Origin of the sequence: Saccharopolyspora spinosa NRRL 18395, from assembly GCF_000194155.1 — a bacterium.
Classification (GTDB): Bacteria; Actinomycetota; Actinomycetes; order Mycobacteriales; family Pseudonocardiaceae; genus Saccharopolyspora; species Saccharopolyspora spinosa.
Map to the genome: position 1 here is coordinate 1587028 of NZ_GL877878.1, position 18201 is coordinate 1605228.

Here is an 18201-nt window from a genome sequence, read left to right on the forward strand (position 1 = left end):
GGTGGCGCGGTAGTCGGCCCGCCAGGCGGGGTCGGTTTGACGCGCCCGCCCGGCTTGCAGCGCGGCCTCGTGGGCACTGACGGTGATCGTGCGGCCGGTCTTCGCGGTGGTGCACTGTGCGGCCAGTGGGCAGGCCGCGCAGGCGGCGCCGAAGCTGGCCGCTCCGGCGTGACGCTCGCGGGCGCGGATGGGCGCGGTGTGCCCGGCCGGGCAGGTCACGGTCTGCGCATCGAGGTCGATGTCGAAGCGGTCCTTCGGGAAATGACCTTTCACCGCCGCCGGCGGCTGCACCTTCAGTCCATTGTGGATGTCGGTCTCGTCCAGCCGTTCCAGCAACTCGCCCGCACCGTAGGCCGCATCCCCATACACCGCCGCCCGATCCTCATCCTTAGCTTCGGCTTCGGCTTCGGCTTCGGCTTCCGTGGTGGTGGATGGGCGGTCGGTGGATGCGCGCACGTTGGCTGGGGTGATTCGGCAGTCGTCGAACTGGGATCCGGATGCTGTGGTGTGGCTGTACGCCTGTGAGGTCTCCGAGGTGTTTGCGCGGGCGTTGGATGAGGAGTTGGGGTCTGGGGTTCGCTGGACGCGGGACATGGTGTGGTTCGGTCCGGGTACCGGTGGGTTCGCCTCGATGGTTGCCGGCGCGTATGTGGGTGAGGGTGGCCGGTTGCTTCCGGTTCTGCCGCCCAACGGCAGGTGGGAGTCGACTCGGCCGGATGACGATGGGCAACCGGAGGTGGGTCCCTATGACCTTCGCTTGCCGGAAGACCAAAACGGGCTGCGTCCGGACTGGGTGCACCTGCGCACCCCGGTGGTTGAACGGGTTGCCGGACTGGACGAGCAGGAGATTGAGGACCCCGAGCAGGGATTCGAAGAGACGGAGGATCCGCTTGCGGATCTGATGCGGGAATTCTGGGAGGACGCGGATCGAATCCATGCGGAGCCGCTGCCTTTTCCTGGCGGTGACGAGTTGGTGGCGGGGCTTGCTCGGCCGTTCGCGCGGGAGGGCGGGGATGGTTGGGAACGGCTGGCGCGGGAGGTCGGGCTGGATGTTGCGGCGGGCGGTTTGTGAGGTCTCTGGCGGAGTTGGCGTGGGATGTCGATTCCGATGAGGGTGAGTCGGCCGCGGGGGTTTTGCCGCGGATGCAACGGCTGCGGGTGTTGATCGAGGCCGGCTTCGACGACGGCAGGCCGGGTGCTGCTTTCTATGACCGGTCGCTGCACGACTTGCGGGGGCTGGTGGCTGATCTGGCGGATCCGATGTTCAACCCTGTGACGGGTCAGCACGGTGCTCCGCAGCCGGAGGAGGTGTCAGACGGCGAGGTTCGTCGCTGGATCGATCGGATGCGCTTGGCGCTCCATCTTGGTGGTGTCGGCGCGGATCTGGTGGGCGGCAGGCGCGGGTTGCGGGTGATCCGTCTGGCAGAGCAGTTGTATGGCGAGACACCAGACGAGACAACGTTCTACGACCTGGCGTGGTTGGCCGGTCAGCTTGATCTGGAGGCGTCGAATATTTCGTGGGTCACCCTTACCAACATGATGGCGGGTTTCGACGGCCGAGCCGGTAGGCATGCTTCTCCTTCGGAAATGCGTGAGTTGGTGGGGTTGGCGGGGAGGGCGCGAGAGATCCTTGGACGGCTGGATTCCGTTCAAGCCCATGCCGATGTCGATGCCGGTGCTGATGGGGGGCAGCGGGTCACTCCGGTGCAGGCGTTGGAGGCGATGTGGAACGCCGATCTGCCGTGGCGGCAAATAAGGGACAGGCTGGGGGGGCGTTGGAGGCAATTTGGAACGCCGACAGGCGTTGGGAATGGACGAAGAACCGGCTGACCGAGCTTGAGGACACTGCGCTTGACGACGATGACGAACAGATGGCGGAGTGGGCCATGAGATTGCTGTTCGACTTCGAGGACGCTCGGTCTGTGGTGGTCAGGGGGCCGGTGGAGTCGCAGGCGCGCCTGAACGCCGTTGTCCTGACTCCGTTCGTGACGAGGATTGCGGAGCGGTTTGGGGGTGGCTGGAGAGAGGTTGCGGCGGAGATAGGGCTGGGGGCCGGGACCGGCCTGCCCGCTGATTACCGGCAGTCGCTGGAGAATTTGGCGGAGTTGTACTGGGATCTAGATCCGGATCTTTCCGGATTTGACGAGGCTTTGCTGTGGATGCGGCGGGTTCGGGTGTTGATCGATGCCGGTTTCGGGGGCGCCGGGGAGGGTGCTGCTTTCTACGCCGTGGGGCTTGACGATCTGCGGAGCTTGGTGGCCGGGCTGTCCGGCCCGGTGTTCAACCCTCAGACCAGACAGCGTGAGCTTCGGACGCTCCGGGCTGTGGGGGTCAAGGAGATTCGTCGCTGGGTCGAGCTGATGGATCTGGTGGACGATTTTGGTGGTGTCGGCAGGGCGGTCGGTGAGGTAGGCGCGGGTTTGGTGGGGGGTACGCGGCTGTTGCCGGTTTTACGGCTGGCAGAGGAGTTGTATGGCAAGCGGCCGGAGGTGGAGATGCTGCGCGGGCTGGCGTGGTTGGCCAACCAGCTTGATCCCGTGTCGGCGAATATTTCGCAGACGTCCCTTGCCCGCATGGCGGCGGATTTCGAAGGCCGAGCCGATGAGTACGCTTCTCCCCCAGAGGTGCGCCGCTTGGTGGAGTTGGCGGGGATGGTGCGAGAGGACCTTGGTCAGGTCGACCGCGATCCGGTGGGGGCTCTGGAGGCGATTTGGAACGCCGACAGGCGTTGGGAAAGGACGGCGAACCGGCTGGCCGAGCTCGAGAGAACTGCGTCCAACGAGGGCGACGACCAGACGGCGGAGTGGGCCACGGGATTGCAGTTTGACCTCCACGAAGAATGGTCTGTGGTGGTCAGGGAGCCGGCGGAGACGCAGGCGCGCCTGAACGCCTTTGTCCTGACTCCATTCATTACAAAGATTGCGGAGGGCTTTGAGGACGGCTGGAGCGGGCTTGCGGCGGAGGTAGGGGTCGGGGGCGGAGCTGGTTTGCCGAATGATGCCCGGCGTTCCTTGGTGAACTTGGCGGGGTTGTACTGGGAGATAGTTCCGCAGCTGTCCGGATTTGACGATGCTCCGCTGTGGATGCGGCGGATCCGGGCGTTGATCGACGCCGGCTTCGATAACAGCCGCGGCAGTGCTGCCTTCTACGCCCTGGGCCTTGACGATCTGCGGAGCCTGGTGGCCGATGTGACCGGGCCGGTGTTCAACCAACAGGCCAGACAGCTGGAGCCCCGGCCGGCCGGTGCGGTGAGACTCGACGAGATACGTCGCTGGCTCGAGGAAATGGACGTGGCGCACAACGTTGGTGGCTACAACGCGCTCGTTAATCGGATCGGCGAGGATTTGGTGGGCCACAGGCGGCTGTTCCCAGTCATCCGGCTGGCAGGGCAGTTGTACCGCGAGATGGCGGACATGGAGACGCTGCACGCCCTGGCGTGGTTGGCCAACCAGCTTTATCCCGAGTCGTCGAAAATTTCGTTCACGTCCTTAGCCAGCATGGTGGCGGGCTTCGAAGGCCGACCCGGTGGGCAGGCTTCCGTTTTGAACGTGTTTGACCTGGTGGATTTGGCGGGGATGGCGCGGAAGGTCCTTGCGGGCGACGGCTATCCGTCGCATGCGTTGGCGGCGTTGTGGACGAACGGCCCGGTGCAGGCTTTGGAGGCGATTTGGAACGCCGACAGGTACTGGTGGCGAATGAACGACAGGCTGACCGTGATCGAGGCCAACGCGGACGAACAGACGGCGGGTTGGGCCGCACACGTGCTGTTTTCGTTCGAAGGCACCCGGTCTTGGGTGGTCAGGGAGACGGCGGAGGCGCCAGCGCGACTGAACGCCGCGGTTCTTCCTTCGTTGGTGAGGGCGATTGCGGCGCGGCTCAACCCGGATGGCAGCGAAGGTTTGGAAGGACTGGCGCGGGAGATCGGGTTTGGAGACGCGGCTCGTCTGCCGGCTGATTACCCGCAGTCCCTGACGGATTTGGCGGGGTTGTACTGGGAGATACTTCCGGATCTTGTCGGATTTGATGAGGCTCCGCTTTGGATGCGGCGGATTCGGACGCTGATCGACGCCGGTTTCGGGGACCGCCGCGGACGTGCTGACTTTTATGCCCGGTCGGTTGACCATCTTCGGAGCCTGGTCGCCGACCTACCGAGGCCGGTGTCCAACCCTCCGGCCGGACGGCAGGAACCCCGGTGGCCCGGGACTGTGGAGATCGACGAGATTCGTCGCTGGCTCGAGCTGATGGACGTGGTGCACGACCTTGGTGGTTACCACGCGCTGGTCAGTGTGATCGGTGAGGGCTTGGTGGGCGGCAGGCGGCTGTTGCCGGTCATACAGCTGGCAAACGTGATCTATGGCCAGCGGCCCAAGATCGAGACGGTGCACGACCTGGCGCGGTTGGCGCACGAACTCGATCCCGAGTCGTCGCACGTCGACTTGGATAGTCTTTCCGACTCCGTCAGGGATTCCCTTGAACGCGACTACGGTACCCGCTTCGACGAAGCGGACATGCGTCATTTGGTGTCGTTGGCGGGCGCGACTGGTTGGCTCAGCGGGCGGCTGGATTCCGTCTCGCCGAGTGGTGTGCATCGCACCTCGGTGCGGTTTGAGATGCAGGGGTCGACGGAAAGCGTCGAGTACACGGCGTGGACGCGGTCGCCGTCCTACGCGGCTTCGGATGCTGCGGAGGGTGGTAAGACGCTGGTGGTGCTGGGGCATGGCGATGTGGTTGTGTCCCTTGACGTAATCGCCAAGATGCAGGGGCGTAGTAGTGCGGATGTGTTGGCGCAGGTCCATCTTCCTGGTCGGGGGCCGAGGTGGGTGGTGTGCCGGGTAGATGCGAGTGGGCGGCGTCGGCCGCGGTTGGTGAACGAGCCGACGGCGGAGTTGGCCGGTGTGCCGTGGGTGGAGCCGTTGCTGTTTTTTGCGTCTGGTGACAGTGAGCAGGCTGCGCGCGTCGAGGGGTTGGTGCGGGGGTTGGCGCGGGGGTTGCGGGGTGTGCAGGTGGTGGGTGTGCATGTGACGGAGGACGGGCGCGCGGAGTTGCGGGATGGCCGGTTGGTCACACCTGAGGACTTCGCCGAGGAAATCTGGGAGAGCGAGCAATTTGTGCCCGGTTTCCCGTTGGCGTTTTTGGGCTGTGGTGCGTTCCGGCAGCCGGTGGGGGGTGGGGCTTCATTTGCCGACCAGGTTGCGGAGGCGTTAAGTACGACGGCTAGCTGGGGGACCGATGGTGATGTGTGGCTGACCGAGGATGGTTCGGTCCACGCTACGAAAACCGTTGTGATGCCGGACGGTCGGATGCTGCCGACGTTCGTTGGTGGTATGGGGAACGGTCATTGGTATCACCGTGATTCGGGTGCGGGTTTGGTCGAGCACGGTTCGGAGTTGCGGGCGGCGTTCAACGGCTGGGCTGAGCCGCGTTATGCGGTGGGGGCGAACCCCGCCCCGTTGATCAGGTGGGCGGGCAGGCCAGGACCAAGCCGAGAGGAGGGTTTGCTGAGCGTTGGGCTGACGACGGGCGCGGCGATGCCTGCCGGGTCTTCGTCCGCCGGAGGAGGTAGCAGGCGGGCGCAGGAGGAGGTTCGGTCGGAGGTGGTGCGGCAGCGCGCCGAGACGATTGCGGCGCGGTCCGACACCGTGGACACGCAGGGCAGCGAATCGAATATCCGGGCCGGGGCGGGTGTGGAGCCTCAGACGTCGACATCGGACCCGGACAGCGGCGCCGTGTTCCCGGGACAGCAGACGTCGTCGAGTGCGATGCCTGGTCATGGTGGGCTTTCAAGCGTGGATTCGGTTGCGGTGTCGTTGGACGATGTCCACGTCGGTTCGAGGGTGCCGGGGATGGGAGCGGCCGAGCGCTCGTTGCGTCGTGCTACTGCGGCGCGGGAACTGCAAGTGTTGAGCGATCAGGCCTATTCGGGGTTGGAGGATTTGTCTGAACTGGCACGGGCATCATTGTTGGCGAACGCATCCGAACAATTGGGGGCGCCAGTTAATGGCTCGACGCATGCTGTACGCGTGATGGCCTATCACACGATGCTTGGAGTCGGGGACGATCAGATCGCGCAGCTACGGGACCGGCTGGCCCGTATTTGGGCGGACTTGATGGCTGTGAGTGCGGGCGCGGGGCCCGAGCCGGGGAGGGATCCAGGTGCGGGGCCCGAATCGGTCGGAGATGCGGGCGCGGTGCCCGCACCGCGGGGGGATGTGCGGTCGGAGCCCACTGGGGAGACGTCGGGTGATGCGGCGAACGACGACGCCGTGGGTGACGTCGATGAGGCGGAACTGCAGCGGTTGCGGGATCGGCTTTCCAGGTTGGCGGGCGAGGACGAAGGTACATCCGTCGAGCGGGCCGTGTCACATCGCACGGTGGATGATTTTGAGGCTCGGTGGGCCGGCTATTTGGCTGCCGATGGGGAGTTCGGTGATCAAGTCGGATTGCGCGCGGCGGCGGCAGTGCAGCAGTGGATGGGTGAGCGTCCGGAGGGGGTTGCGGGTCGGGGGCCGTTGGTCGATGAGCAAGAGCGTCTGTGGGATTCGATCACCCGTGCGGTGAGGCTGGAGATCGCGCGCCGTGTCGAATTCAACGGCTTGATCAATGCACTTCGTAATGACTTTGCTGAGCGGCCTGATACCGCGATGGAACGGTGGGCGGAGCGGATTGGTGAGGCTAAGGATCGGGTGGAGCAGTGGGAGGCGTCCGCTGACCCGGCGTCGTTAAGGATCGTCCACGGAGTGGCGGCGGCGATGCTTGGAGCCGATGTCGCAGGCGGAGCCGGGCACGGTGGACAACGACGTGCAAGACGCACTTCGCTCAGTGCTGACCGAACTGCTGACGGGTGTGGGGGAGACGCGGGAGATAGCGGATGGTCGCGACATCGCGGAGTTGATGAATGCGCTTTATGGCGACTTTGCGGCACTGCTTGATATTCCATCGACAGATCCTTCGTGGCTGCGTAGTCGGGCGAGGACCGCTTCGTGGTTCGATCCCGATCCGGTTCCCTTGCGACCTGACCAGTGGGAGAATCTGCGGCAGGCTGAGCCGGACTTCTCGGTTCAGTCCGAATTGCGGGAAGTGGCGGGTAACAGCACCCCGCGGTCCATCGAAAGCACCGCGCAGATGGTGCGATACGACGTGCGGCGGATCAAGGTGGAGGGGCGTTGGGTTCAGGAGTACACCCTCAAATTTTCCCTGGTAAACGACTCGCATACGGAGTCCATCGATCACGCGACGTGTGTCGAGAAGGTACGCGCCGCGGCTGATCTGTATTTCAACCAGGGTTACCGGCTTCCGTCGGGCGAGCAGTTCCATGTGCGGGTCGAGTTCCCGGACGATCCGGAAAATGCGGACCAGACGATCTCCCAGGACAGCAGCATGCAGGCAAGCCTGCTGACGTACACGGACGTCGAGGGTTCCGATGCGAGGCTCGCCCGGCTCTTGGGGCTTCACCTGGGAATTCTGGATGAAACCCCGCAACAGCGTGAGCTCGAGAAGGATGAGCGGGGCGTGTTCTATCGGGACGACATGCCGGTGTCCAAGAACCAGCGTATTCCGATACCGCGCCGGAACCGGGTGTACGGCGACGAAAGCGTGATGTGGTTGGGTAGTCGTAGTGGTCGGCTGTTGCCGCGGCATCTGGCGCGGCTGGAAGAGAGCACGCGCGCGTACGGTTTCCGCCCAGAGGCGGCGGATGCGGGTTCGCCGACGCTTGCCGCCATCCGGCCGGAGGATTTCGGGTCGGTGGCGCAGTGGCGGGCTCGAACGTTGGACACGCTGTTGTCGCAGAAGGACATTGATGTCGACTCGGTAATGGATGCGTTGCGCCGGTGACCCCGAGCCGCCGTTTACCTCGGTGCCGCCGGGACTCGACTACAAGACGTACCTCCGGCGGGATGTGCTCGAGTACGCGGCTGCGGTTCATGGGCACGTGTCCACAGGTTTGGGGGCGTCCGATCCTGTGGTGCGGGAGCAGTCTTTCGAGGCCGCGATGCGCCTGATGCGTGTGCTGGACCGTGAGCTACGCAAGATTTGGGCGGTGCAATTGGCTTACAATGTCCAGTTCGGCTCTAGCTTGCGAGACGACTTGATCCAGCTGCGGGGCGATCAATACGAATTGATCGGGGACGTCTTGGGCGACGTCGATTCGCAGCCCGCTTCGACGGAGCAGATATTCGAGTGGTACCGGAAGCTGAAGGACACCACATTCGAAAACTATTCCCTTGGCAGGACGCCGGTTCGTCATGATCACCCCGAAAACGGCTGCTGGCTCCGAGCGCACGCCTGGGCGATGGACCTGAGGCGGATGGGTGCCGATGCGATGAAGATCTTTGTTATCCGCGACAGGCCCAGGCTGAGCATTTATTCCCCATATTTAGAAGGTGCGTTGCCGGGCATTCCCGGGAAAATTGAACCTCAATATCATGTCGCGCCGATGGTCCAGGGGCATACCGATTCTGGGCCGAGGCTTTGGGTGCTGGACCGGGCCGTCAGTGCCAACAGTGACGATCACGATGGGCGTCCGCTGACGATGGAAGAGTGGCTCGGTCAGCTGGGTGTGGACGCCTACGACAGGGAGTCCGTTACGTACCTTGGCGGTCCGGCGGAACAGGTACAGCAGTGGTTCACCGAATACTGCAGCACCATGCCGACGACCACATATTCCAACGGGCAGGTGTATCCCGATGGTCGGGCTGTCGTCTTGGTAGTGCCCGCGCACTTTTATTGGCCTCCGGTACCAGGGGTACCGGAGCAAATCCCGGGCAGTCTTCTTGGGGCCGATCTCGCGTTTCGGGATGAGGAAAGCAAGCTCATCGAGATGAACCGCACGGCCGAGCGGCGTGCCAGGCAGCGCCAGGAGGAGGCGCCGGGTGCGTCCGCCGCGGATGGTTCTCGTCCCAGGCCGGTGGGCGAGCCCGGTGCTCCGGTGCCGGGCGGGGAACGCGAGGAGTCGGCTGGTCTGGCGGACTCCTCGGGTGCTGTTGCGGCCTCCGGTCCGCAGGCGGTGGCCCCGGAGGCGACATCGCCGCAGGCGGCCTCGGCGGCCGGGGGCCCGCAGTCTGCGGCCACCACACGCGATGGCGGGGCGGACACGCGGGATACCGGTGGGCAGTCGAGCGAATCGAATATCCGGGCCGGGGCGGGTGTGGAGCCTCAGACGTCGACATCGGACCCGGACAGCGGCGCCGTGTTCCCGGGACAGCAGACGTCGTCGAGTGCGATGCCTGGTCATGGTGGGCTTTCAAGCGTGGATTCGGTTGCGGTGTCGTTGGACGATGTCCACGTCGGTTCGAGGGTGCCGGGGATGGGAGCGGCCGAGCGCTCGTTGCGTCGTGCTACTGCGGCGCGGGAACTGCAAGTGTTGAGCGATCAGGCCTATTCGGGGTTGGAGGATTTGTCTGAACTGGCACGGGCATCATTGTTGGCGAACGCATCCGAACAATTGGGGGCGCCAGTTAATGGCTCGACGCATGCTGTACGCGTGATGGCCTATCACACGATGCTTGGAGTCGGGGACGATCAGATCGCGCAGCTACGGGACCGGCTGGCCCGTATTTGGGCGGACTTGATGGCTGTGAGTGCGGGCGCGGGGCCCGAGCCGGGGAGGGATCCAGGTGCGGGGCCCGAATCGGTCGGAGATGCGGGCGCGGTGCCCGCGCCGCGTGGGGATGTGCGGTCGGAGCCCACTGGGGAGACGTCGGGTGATGCGGCGAACGACGACGCCGTGGGTGACGTCGATGAGGCGGAACTGCAGCGGTTGCGGGATCGGCTTTCCAGGTTGGCGGGCGAGGACGAAGGTACATCCGTCGAGCGGGCCGTGTCACATCGCACGGTGGATGATTTTGAGGCTCGGTGGGCCGGCTATTTGGCTGCCGATGGGGAGTTCGGTGATCAAGTCGGATTGCGCGCGGCGGCGGCAGTGCAGCAGTGGATGGGTGAGCGTCCGGAGGGGGTTGCGGGTCGGGGGCCGTTGGTCGATGAGCAAGAGCGTCTGTGGGATTCGATCACCCGTGCGGTGAGGCTGGAGATCGCGCGCCGTGTCGAATTCAACGGCTTGATCAATGCACTTCGTAATGACTTTGCTGAGCGGCCTGATACCGCGATGGAACGGTGGGCGGAGCGGATTGGTGAGGCTAAGGATCGGGTGGAGCAGTGGGAGGCGTCCGCTGACCCGGCGTCGTTAAGGATCGTCCACGGAGTGGCGGCGGCGATGCTGGAGCCGATGTCGCAGGCGGAGCCGGGCACGGTGGACAACGACGTGCAAGACGCACTTCGCTCAGTGCTGACCGAACTGCTGACGGGTGTGGGGGAGACGCGGGAGATAGCGGATGGTCGCGACATCGCGGAGTTGATGAATGCGCTTTATGGCGACTTTGCGGCACTGCTTGATATTCCATCGACAGATCCTTCGTGGCTGCGTAGTCGGGCGAGGACCGCTTCGTGGTTCGATCCCGATCCGGTTCCCTTGCGACCTGACCAGTGGGAGAATCTGCGGCAGGCTGAGCCGGACTTCTCGGTTCAGTCCGAATTGCGGGAAGTGATGGGTCCCAGCACCCCAAGGTTTATCGTATCCATGGAGCAGTTGGTGCGATACGACGTGCGGCGGATCAACGTGGAGGGGCGTTGGGTTCAGGAGTACACCCTCAAATTTTTCCTGGAAACCGATTCGCCTCTGGAAACCGACTCGCCTATGGGGTCGATCGATCGCGCGACGTGCGTCGAGAAGGTAGGCGCTGCGGCTGATCTGTATTTCAACCAGGGTTACCGGCTTCCGTCGGGCGAGCAGTTCCATGTGCGGGTCGAGTTCCCGGACGATCCGGAAAATGCGGACCAGACGATCTCCCAGGACAGCAGCATGCAGGCACGAGCCGCCGTTTACCTCGGTGCCGCCGGAACTCGGCTACAAGCCGCACCACCGGCGGGATGTGTTCGAATATGCGGCTGCGGTTCGTGGGCACGTGTCCACAGGTTTGGGGGCGTCCGATCCTGTGGTGCGGGAGCAGTCTTTCGAGGCCGCGATGCGCCTGATGCGTGTGCTGGACCGTGAGCTACGCAAGATTTGGGCAGTGGAAACGGCTTACGAGATCCAGTTCGGCTCGGACTTGCGAACGGACTTGATCGAGCTGCGGAGTGATTATCACGAAGCGATCGGGAATGTCTTGGGTGACGTCGTTTCGCGGCCCGCTTCGATGGAGCAGATAATCGAGTGGCACCGGAAGCTGAAGAACACCACATTCGAAAACTATTCCCTTGGCGGGACGACGGTTCGTTATGATCACCCCGAAAACGGCTGCTGGCTCCGTGCGCACGCCTGGGTGATGGACCTGGTGCGAATGGGCGCCTCTCCGATGAAGATCTTCGTTGCCCGCGACATGCCCAAGCTGAGCTTTTATTCCCCATATGCAGAAGATGCGTCTCCGGGCAAGCCCGCGAAAGTGGAATTTGAATATCACGTCGCGCCGATAGTCGTGGAGCATACCGATTCTGGGCCGAGGCTTTGGGTGCTGGACCGGGCCGTCAGTGCCAACAGTGACGATCACGATGGGCGTCCGCTGACGATCGAAGAGTGGCTCGGTCAGCTGGGTGTCGACGCCGGTGACAAAGAGTCCGTTACGTTCTATGCCGGTACGGCGGAACAGATACATCAGCAGTACATCGACGACTGCAGAACCAGGTCGTGGGCCAGATATTCCAACGGGTTTGTGTTTCCCCGAGGCCGGGCTATCGTCTTGTTCGCGCCCATGCACACTTTTACGATTCCGAATCTAAGGGAACCGAAAGAAATCCCGAGGGATCTTTCTGAAGCCGATCGCTGGTTTCGGGATTGGGAAAGCGACCTTATCAAGATGAACCGCACGGCCGAGCGGCGTGCCAGGCAGCGCCAGGAGGAGGCGCCGGGTGCGTCCGCCGCGGATGGTTCTCGTCCCAGGCCGGTGGGCGAGCCCGGTGCTCCGGGCAGTCTGCGGCCACCACACGCGATGGCGGGGCGGACACGCGGGATAACGGTGGGCAGTCGGTGGATGCGGATGCGATCGAACCGGCGACCCCGCAGCCGGCGGCAGAGCAGCCTGCGGTTCCCGAAGGCGATCTGCCTTCGCCGACGGCGCGGGACGGCCTGACGTCGCCTGCGGGGGTGCCGGTGGCGCAGGGTCGGATGGGTAAGTTGGTGTCGCGGCAGGACATCATGGAAGCGGCGGACAGAGTTCCGTATCCGGCGGGGATGCCGCCGGTGACCGTGGTGGGAGCGCGGCGTGCGCAGGATCTGCTGACCCAGGTCAACAGGCTTAGCGATGAGAGAGACGAGCACGATGACCAGGGCTTCGTGGCGTTGAGCCGTTTGGTGACCTATGAAGCAGCATCGGTGGAGGAGACCGAGGGAGCTACGAGGGAGCGCCGTGACTGGGCGCTCGTGGGGTATGCCCGCGATCTCAGTCTCATCACCGGCACATTGCGGGAGGGATGGAGTATCCAATCCGGGCTCGCTGGCGGGGCCGGACCGGCGCAGCCGTCCGATGTGGATTCCGCCCGGGTGCCGTTCGGTGAGCTGATGCCGTTGAGACCTCCAGTGGATGCGTGGACAGGGTCGGAACTGCGTGGCGGCGAGACGGAGTACGTGCAGGGCGGGTTACGTGGGCCGCTGCCGGATGTGGTGGATGGTCGGCGTGTGGTGTTGAACGCGGCGGAGCTGGCGGGGGTTTCTGGGGACGTGCGCGCGGCGCTGGACGCTTTCAGCGCAGCGACGGGAGTGGCTGCGCGGCCGAGATTGGCCGACGTTGATGAATACAATGTCGTGGCGTTCCTGCGGATGCTGAACTGGTGGGGTGTTGTAAACCATGCGTTGGTGGTGAAGAAGCGGAAAACGACGTGGCTCCACGTGAGGCGTTCGCGGTTGGATCGGGAAGGTCTGCTACCGGAGTTGGTCGAGGAGGGCACCGACGTCTGGTATGTGATGGGCGAGTACGCGCAAGGGGCGAAGGCGGATAGCGCCAAGCGGCCCGACGACTTGTGGGACCTGCTGACCGAGCGGCCGCCGGGGGAGTTGGGGGAGGTGCCGCCGCATCTGGGGCCGAACAGGGTATTGCCGCCGGATACCGTCCTGTGGAAGATAGCGGAGTCGGTCGAGTTCTTCCTGCATGTGATGGACCCGGCTGGTGTCAGGGTGGAGTACGGGCTGGCAGATCAGGGGCTGTGGCTTCGTGGCCGCGAGGTCGAATGGGGTGAATTGTTCGGGGCCTTGAAGGATGAGGGGCCTGCGGAGTTGATGAGTATGGTCAACCCGGGGGTGCACCGGAACAGGTATCTGGCTCAGGCGTGGGGGGTGGACGAAACCACGGCGCGGGTGTGGCGGATGTGGTCCCACCTACCCATAGAGTGGCATGCCGAGGCGTTGCGCCGGGCGATCACCGGTTCGGTAGTCAGCACCTACGGCGGGCGAGAAGCGGTCAAGACACTGGTCGAGACACTGGTGCCGGGCAGTGCGCGGTACCAGGAGCGGTTGCGCGCTCTGGGCAAGATCATGATGCGACTGGCCGATCGCCGCCGTCGGCTGGAGAGTTGGGGCGAGGAAGCGCGTGACGCCCCCAGCGCGGCTGAGTACCGCCGCGAGCTGCAGCAAGCGGTGGCCGAGGTCGGTGGCCTGGACCAGGTGGTGCTCGCCGAGAGCAAGCCCGACATCCAGGTGCCGGGCCTCCCCGGTCCGGCACCGCAGGGTGCCGGTGTGCAAGGCCGGCAGGCCAGTCCGCGGGAGCTGAGCGTGCTGCATGAGTTGGCGCACGCCTTGGACGGTCGTGAGCTTGAATACCTCAGGCGCTTGATCAGCGAACACGGGGACGTTTCCCAGGCGGTCGGCGTTTTTCGCAACGAGTCCAACTGGCGTGACCGTCCTGGCAGTCGTGCGGTGGTGCGCGGGGTCGTGCTGGACACGATTGTCGAGGCAGGCGCGGTCGCGGTGGCTGACCGATTGCGGGAGCTGGGCCGCATGAGGGGCGTGCAGGTGGCCTCGCAAGGGCGGCCGGAGGGGGCATCTACCGCCGCGCGGGAAGTTTTCAGTTTGCAGACCACGCAGGAGTGGTGGGCGTGGACACTTAGCGATCTGGTGGAGTACGTCGCCGGGGATGCTGTGCCCGCCGAAGTCCCCGACGAGGAATTGGTAAGGCACCTCGGTCCGGCCCGAGCGGCCTTGGTGACCCGAGTTCCCGAGTCCACGGCTCAGGCGTGGCTGGACGGCAGTCGCCAGCCCGACGGGTTCGATCGGGACCTCATGCGCGGGGCTGGCCGGCTCTCGGGCTCGGAGTTGGTGCGGTACCTCGGTCCGGGCCGGGCACAAGAGGTGGTGCCTGTAGACGAGTGGCGGGTATGGCGGTGGCTAGGGGGCTTCATCGAGCCCTCCGTGGGGGAAGCTGCGAAGCTGCGTCAGGCTGTTCTGCGGGCTATCACCGACGGGCTCCTCCCGTCAAAGCCGTTGCGGCGGGGGGGGGTGGTGGGGGTCGGGTTACGGGAGGCTGAGCGCCGTCTCGCGTGGGCCGATGCCACAAACGGAGGCGAGTTCCCGTCCGACGCGCGGTCACAGTGGCTGAAGGTGGACAACCCAGATCCGCCTCTGCGGCCCGCGTCGCGAGAGGTTATCGATGGGCTCGGGGAGTCGTTGAAGGCTTCGGTCAACTACATCGTTGTTCAGGTCCTGCTCGGCAATGAGGATGCGAGGGCCATGCTGGAGGGCTCGGGGATCGTGATTCCTGGCCCGGGTCCTGGCGCGGCCACGGGGTTGCTGGAGCAGATCGCCGACCGGCTCCGCGCGGCGAGGGGCATGCTGGACTCTGGTGTGTTGCGGCGGCTGTTCTGCGGGCTATCTCGGACGAGCTCAGGCAGCGGCCAAAGCCGTTGAGGCGGGTGGTGTGGAGCGAGAACGGGATACGGGAGGCTGAGCGCCGTCTCGCGTGGGCCGATGCCACGAAGGGGCGCGAGTTCCCGTCCGGCGCATTTTTGCAGTGGAGGGAGGTGTTCTATCTAGATCCGGTTCCGCGGCCCGTGTGGCGAGAGGTCTTCGAGGGACTCGAGGAGTCGGTGAAGGCTTCGGTCTACTACCTCGTTGTTCAGGTACTGCTCGGCAATGAGGATGCGAAGGCGATGGTGGAGGGTTCGGGGATCGTGATTCCTGGCCCGGGTCCTGATGCGGGCAGGCGGTTGCTGGAGCAGATCGCCGACAACGTCCTCGCCGAGGAAGACGTGCTGTATTCCGGTGTGTTGCGGCGGGCTGTGGGAGGTGCGGCGAGTGAGCAGTTCCAGGCGGCTACCGGGGGTGTTGTCCCGCAGCTTCGGCTGACCGGTGGCCCCGATGCCGTGCGGGAGTTCATGCAGCGGACGGCGGAGGACGACGTTCATTTCCTTGTGGTGAGGGTACCGTCGGTGGCCTCGCAGGATGCCGTGCGGGCAGAGCAGGATGCCGTGCGGGCGGTGTATGTGAAGGGCAACGGCGCGAAGGCGTTCCTGGCCTCTGGTGACTTTTTTGGAGGCGGGCAGGCGCACTATTTCCTGGACACGGTCCAGGGTGATGACAGAAGGATCGATCCCGAGTCGACGTTGCCGCCGGAGGTGATAGCGGCTGCGGTTGCAGATTTGGATTGGTGGGTTCAGCGCGGGGGGCGGCGATGGTGGTGGTTCCGTGGCGCCTGTGCGGGGTGAGGATCCCACAGCGGCTGGCGTCATTCTGGGTGGGCCGGCGCAGGTGGCGTGGCTGGATGGCCAGTTGTCGTCAGTGGCGGAGTTGCTTCAATTGCGGGAGTCGGAAAGTCCGGACCGGCTCGGTAACCTGGCCGGGATTGCGGAGCTGGCCGAGTTGGCGGGGCGGATGGAGCAGCATCTGAAGGCGATGCCGCCGGGATTCGATCCGGACGGCGAGCGTGCATTCAACGTCGAAGCGGCGAAACGCATCGTCCGGCAGGGAGCCTGGACCACAAAGGATCTACACACCGTCGAAGACGGATTGCCTGCGATGCGGCAGGTCGAGAAGATCTGGCGCAACCTCGCGTCCCGGCGCACATCCGCTGATGGGCATGTACAACGTCGTCAGGCCTGGCCTTGGCCTGGTGATGGGAGGGCTAACGAGGCCACTTCCGCTGCGGTGGGGGATGTCGACGCGATCGAACCGGCACCAGCGTCAGGGTTGGGACCGGTTTCCGAAGGCGGTCTTCCTTCGCCGACGGCGCAGGACAGCCTGACGTCACCTGCGAGGGTGCCCGACGTTGCCCGGCTCTCCGATGCGGCAGGTCGAGAAGATCTGGCGCAACCTCGCGTCCCGGCGCACATCCGCTGATGGGCATGTACAACGTCGTCAGGCCTGGCCTTGGCCTGGTGATGGGAGGGCTAACGAGGCCACTTCCGCTGCGGTGGGGGATGTCGACGCGATCGAACCGGCACCAGCGTCAGGGTTGGGACCGGTTTCCGAAGGCGGTCTTCCTTCGCCGACGGCGCAGGACAGCCTGACGTCACCTGCGAGGGTGCCCGACGTTGCCCGGCTCTCGTGCTCGGAGCTGGTGTGGTACCTCGGTCCGGGCCGGGCACAAGAGGTGACCGACTCCGACGAGGTGCCTGTAGACGAGTGGCGGGTATGGCGGTGGCTAGGGGGCTTCATCGAGCCCTCCGTGGGGGAAGCTGCGAAGCTGCGTCAGGCTGTTCTGCGGGCTATCACCGACGGGCTCCTCCCGTCAAAGCCGTTGCGGCGGGGGGGGGTGGTGGGGGTCGGGTTACGGGAGGCTGAGCGCCGTCTCGCGTGGGCCGATGCCACAAACGGAGGCGAGTTCCCGTCCGACGCGCGGTCACAGTGGCTGAAGGTGGACAACCCAGATCCGCCTCTGCGGCCCGCGTCGCGAGAGGTTATCGATGGGCTCGGGGAGTCGTTGAAGGCTTCGGTCAACTACATCGTTGTTCAGGTCCTGCTCGGCAATGAGGATGCGAGGGCCATGCTGGAGGGCTCGGGGATCGTGATTCCTGGCCCGGGTCCTGGCGCGGCCACGGGGTTGCTGGAGCAGATCGCCGACCGGCTCCGCGCGGCGAGGGGCATGCTGGACTCTGGTGTGTTGCGGCGGGCTGTGGGAGGTGCGGCGAGTGAGCAGTTCCAGGCGGCTACCGGGGGTGTTGTCCCGCAGCTTCGGCTGACCGGTGGCCCCGATGCCGTGCGGGAGTTCATGCAGCGGACGGCGGAGGACGACGTTCATTTCCTTGTGGTGAGGGTACCGTCGGTGGCCTCGCAGGATGCCGTGCGGGCAGAGCAGGATGCCGTGCGGGCGGTGTATGTGAAGGGCAACGGCGCGAAGGCGTTCCTGGCCTCTGGTGACTTTTTTGGAGGCGGGCAGGCGCACTATTTCCTGGACACGGTCCAGGGTGATGACAGAAGGATCGATCCCGAGTCGACGTTGCCGCCGGAGGTGATAGCGGCTGCGGTTGCAGATTTGGATTGGTGGGTTCAGCAGGTCGGACTGCGCGCCACTGCGGGGGGCGGCGATGGTGGTGGTTCCGTGGCGCCTGTGCGGGGTGAGGATCCCACAGCGGCTGGCGTCATTCTGGGTGGGCCGGCGCAGGTGGCGTGGCTGGATGGCCAGTTGTCGTCAGTGGCGGAGTTGCTTCAATTGCGGGAGTCGGAAAGTCCGGACCGGCTCGGTAACCTGGCCGGGATTGCGGAGCTGGCCGAGTTGGCGGGGCGGATGGAGCAGCATCTGAAGGCGATGCCGCCGGGATTCGATCCGGACGGCGAGCGTGCATTCAACGTCGAAGCGGCGAAACGCATCGTCCGGCAGGGAGCCTGGACCACAAAGGATCTACACACCGTCGAAGACGGATTGCCTGCGATGCGGCAGGTCGAGAAGATCTGGCGCGACTTGGCGTCCCGGACTGGCCGGACAAACAACGCTTAGCTCTGTAAGCCCTGGTCAGGTGCTCGGGTCTTGATGTTGGTTCCGCTGTCGTCGGTGTGGACCAGATGACCGGCCGTGATCGCCTCCGGTACGGAGAACTGATCCGCCACCTCACGCACGGATCGGACGATCGGGATCGGCCGAGCCTGGAAGGCGGGACCAGTGACTGGGAGGGACGGCCACCGGCCCCGCTGGCCATCACGTTAGGGACGAGCATGAACGGTGAGTGACAGGTAAGTGACAGTCCGTTCAGGTGACTGATAGCACCTTCAGGTGCCATCGCTACGCTTGC

Annotated in this window: 11 protein-coding genes; 10 read left to right on the plus strand and 1 reads right to left on the minus strand. The window is 65.0% G+C overall.

The window, feature by feature from the left end:
• Nucleotides 1-456: transposase (locus SSPN_RS42965; protein ID WP_010693466.1), on the minus strand; the 456-nt coding region annotated here is incomplete at its 3' end.
• A 1-nt stretch (nt 457) separates the two neighbouring features.
• Between SSPN_RS42965 and SSPN_RS56535 the strand changes: the two genes are divergently transcribed.
• The 10 genes from SSPN_RS56535 (at nt 458) to SSPN_RS59475 (ending at nt 17909) form a co-directional block, all read left to right on the plus strand.
• Nucleotides 458-1072 (plus strand): hypothetical protein, encoded by a 615-nt coding sequence (locus tag SSPN_RS56535; RefSeq protein WP_158309535.1) that lies wholly within the window; start codon nt 458-460, stop codon nt 1070-1072.
• A 14-nt stretch (nt 1073-1086) separates the two neighbouring features.
• Nucleotides 1087-1830 (plus strand): hypothetical protein, encoded by a 744-nt coding sequence (locus SSPN_RS0108110; RefSeq protein WP_148271924.1) that lies wholly within the window; start codon nt 1087-1089, stop codon nt 1828-1830.
• 266 nt (nt 1831-2096) lie between these two features.
• Nucleotides 2097-6929 carry a hypothetical protein gene (locus SSPN_RS54415; protein ID WP_237710485.1) on the plus strand — a complete coding sequence of 1611 codons (4833 nt, stop codon included), beginning with the start codon at nt 2097-2099 and terminating at the stop codon, nt 6927-6929.
• Nucleotides 6820-7833, plus strand: coding sequence for a hypothetical protein (locus tag SSPN_RS0108120; protein WP_148271926.1), 1014 nt, complete (start codon nt 6820-6822; stop codon nt 7831-7833). Before SSPN_RS54415 ends, SSPN_RS0108120 begins: the two co-directional genes overlap by 110 nt.
• 22 nt (nt 7834-7855) lie before the next feature.
• Entirely contained in the window at nt 7856-11047 is a 3192-nt protein-coding gene (locus tag SSPN_RS0108125; protein WP_148271927.1) for a protein-glutamine glutaminase family protein, read from the plus strand.
• Complete coding sequence (locus SSPN_RS0108130; RefSeq protein WP_148271928.1) at nt 10992-12119, plus strand: protein-glutamine glutaminase family protein; 1128 nt, start codon at nt 10992-10994, stop codon at nt 12117-12119. The genes SSPN_RS0108125 and SSPN_RS0108130 overlap by 56 nt, the downstream gene beginning before the upstream one ends.
• 35 nt (nt 12120-12154) lie before the next feature.
• Entirely contained in the window at nt 12155-14884 is a 2730-nt protein-coding gene (locus SSPN_RS0108135; RefSeq protein ID WP_148271929.1) for a hypothetical protein, read from the plus strand.
• 8 nt (nt 14885-14892) lie between these two features.
• Nucleotides 14893-15681: a hypothetical protein gene (locus tag SSPN_RS0108140; RefSeq protein ID WP_148271930.1), complete on the plus strand. Its 789-nt coding sequence runs from the start codon at nt 14893-14895 to the stop codon at nt 15679-15681.
• A 166-nt stretch (nt 15682-15847) separates the two neighbouring features.
• Nucleotides 15848-16312: a Tim44 domain-containing protein gene (locus tag SSPN_RS57570; RefSeq protein ID WP_192814536.1), complete on the plus strand. Its 465-nt coding sequence runs from the start codon at nt 15848-15850 to the stop codon at nt 16310-16312.
• Nucleotides 16313-16565: 253 nt separating this feature from the next.
• The gene (locus tag SSPN_RS59475) at nt 16566-17909 is read left to right on the plus strand and encodes a hypothetical protein (RefSeq protein WP_237710486.1); all 1344 of its coding nucleotides are present in this window, start codon (nt 16566-16568) and stop codon (nt 17907-17909) included.
• Nucleotides 17910-18201 lie beyond the last annotated feature (292 nt).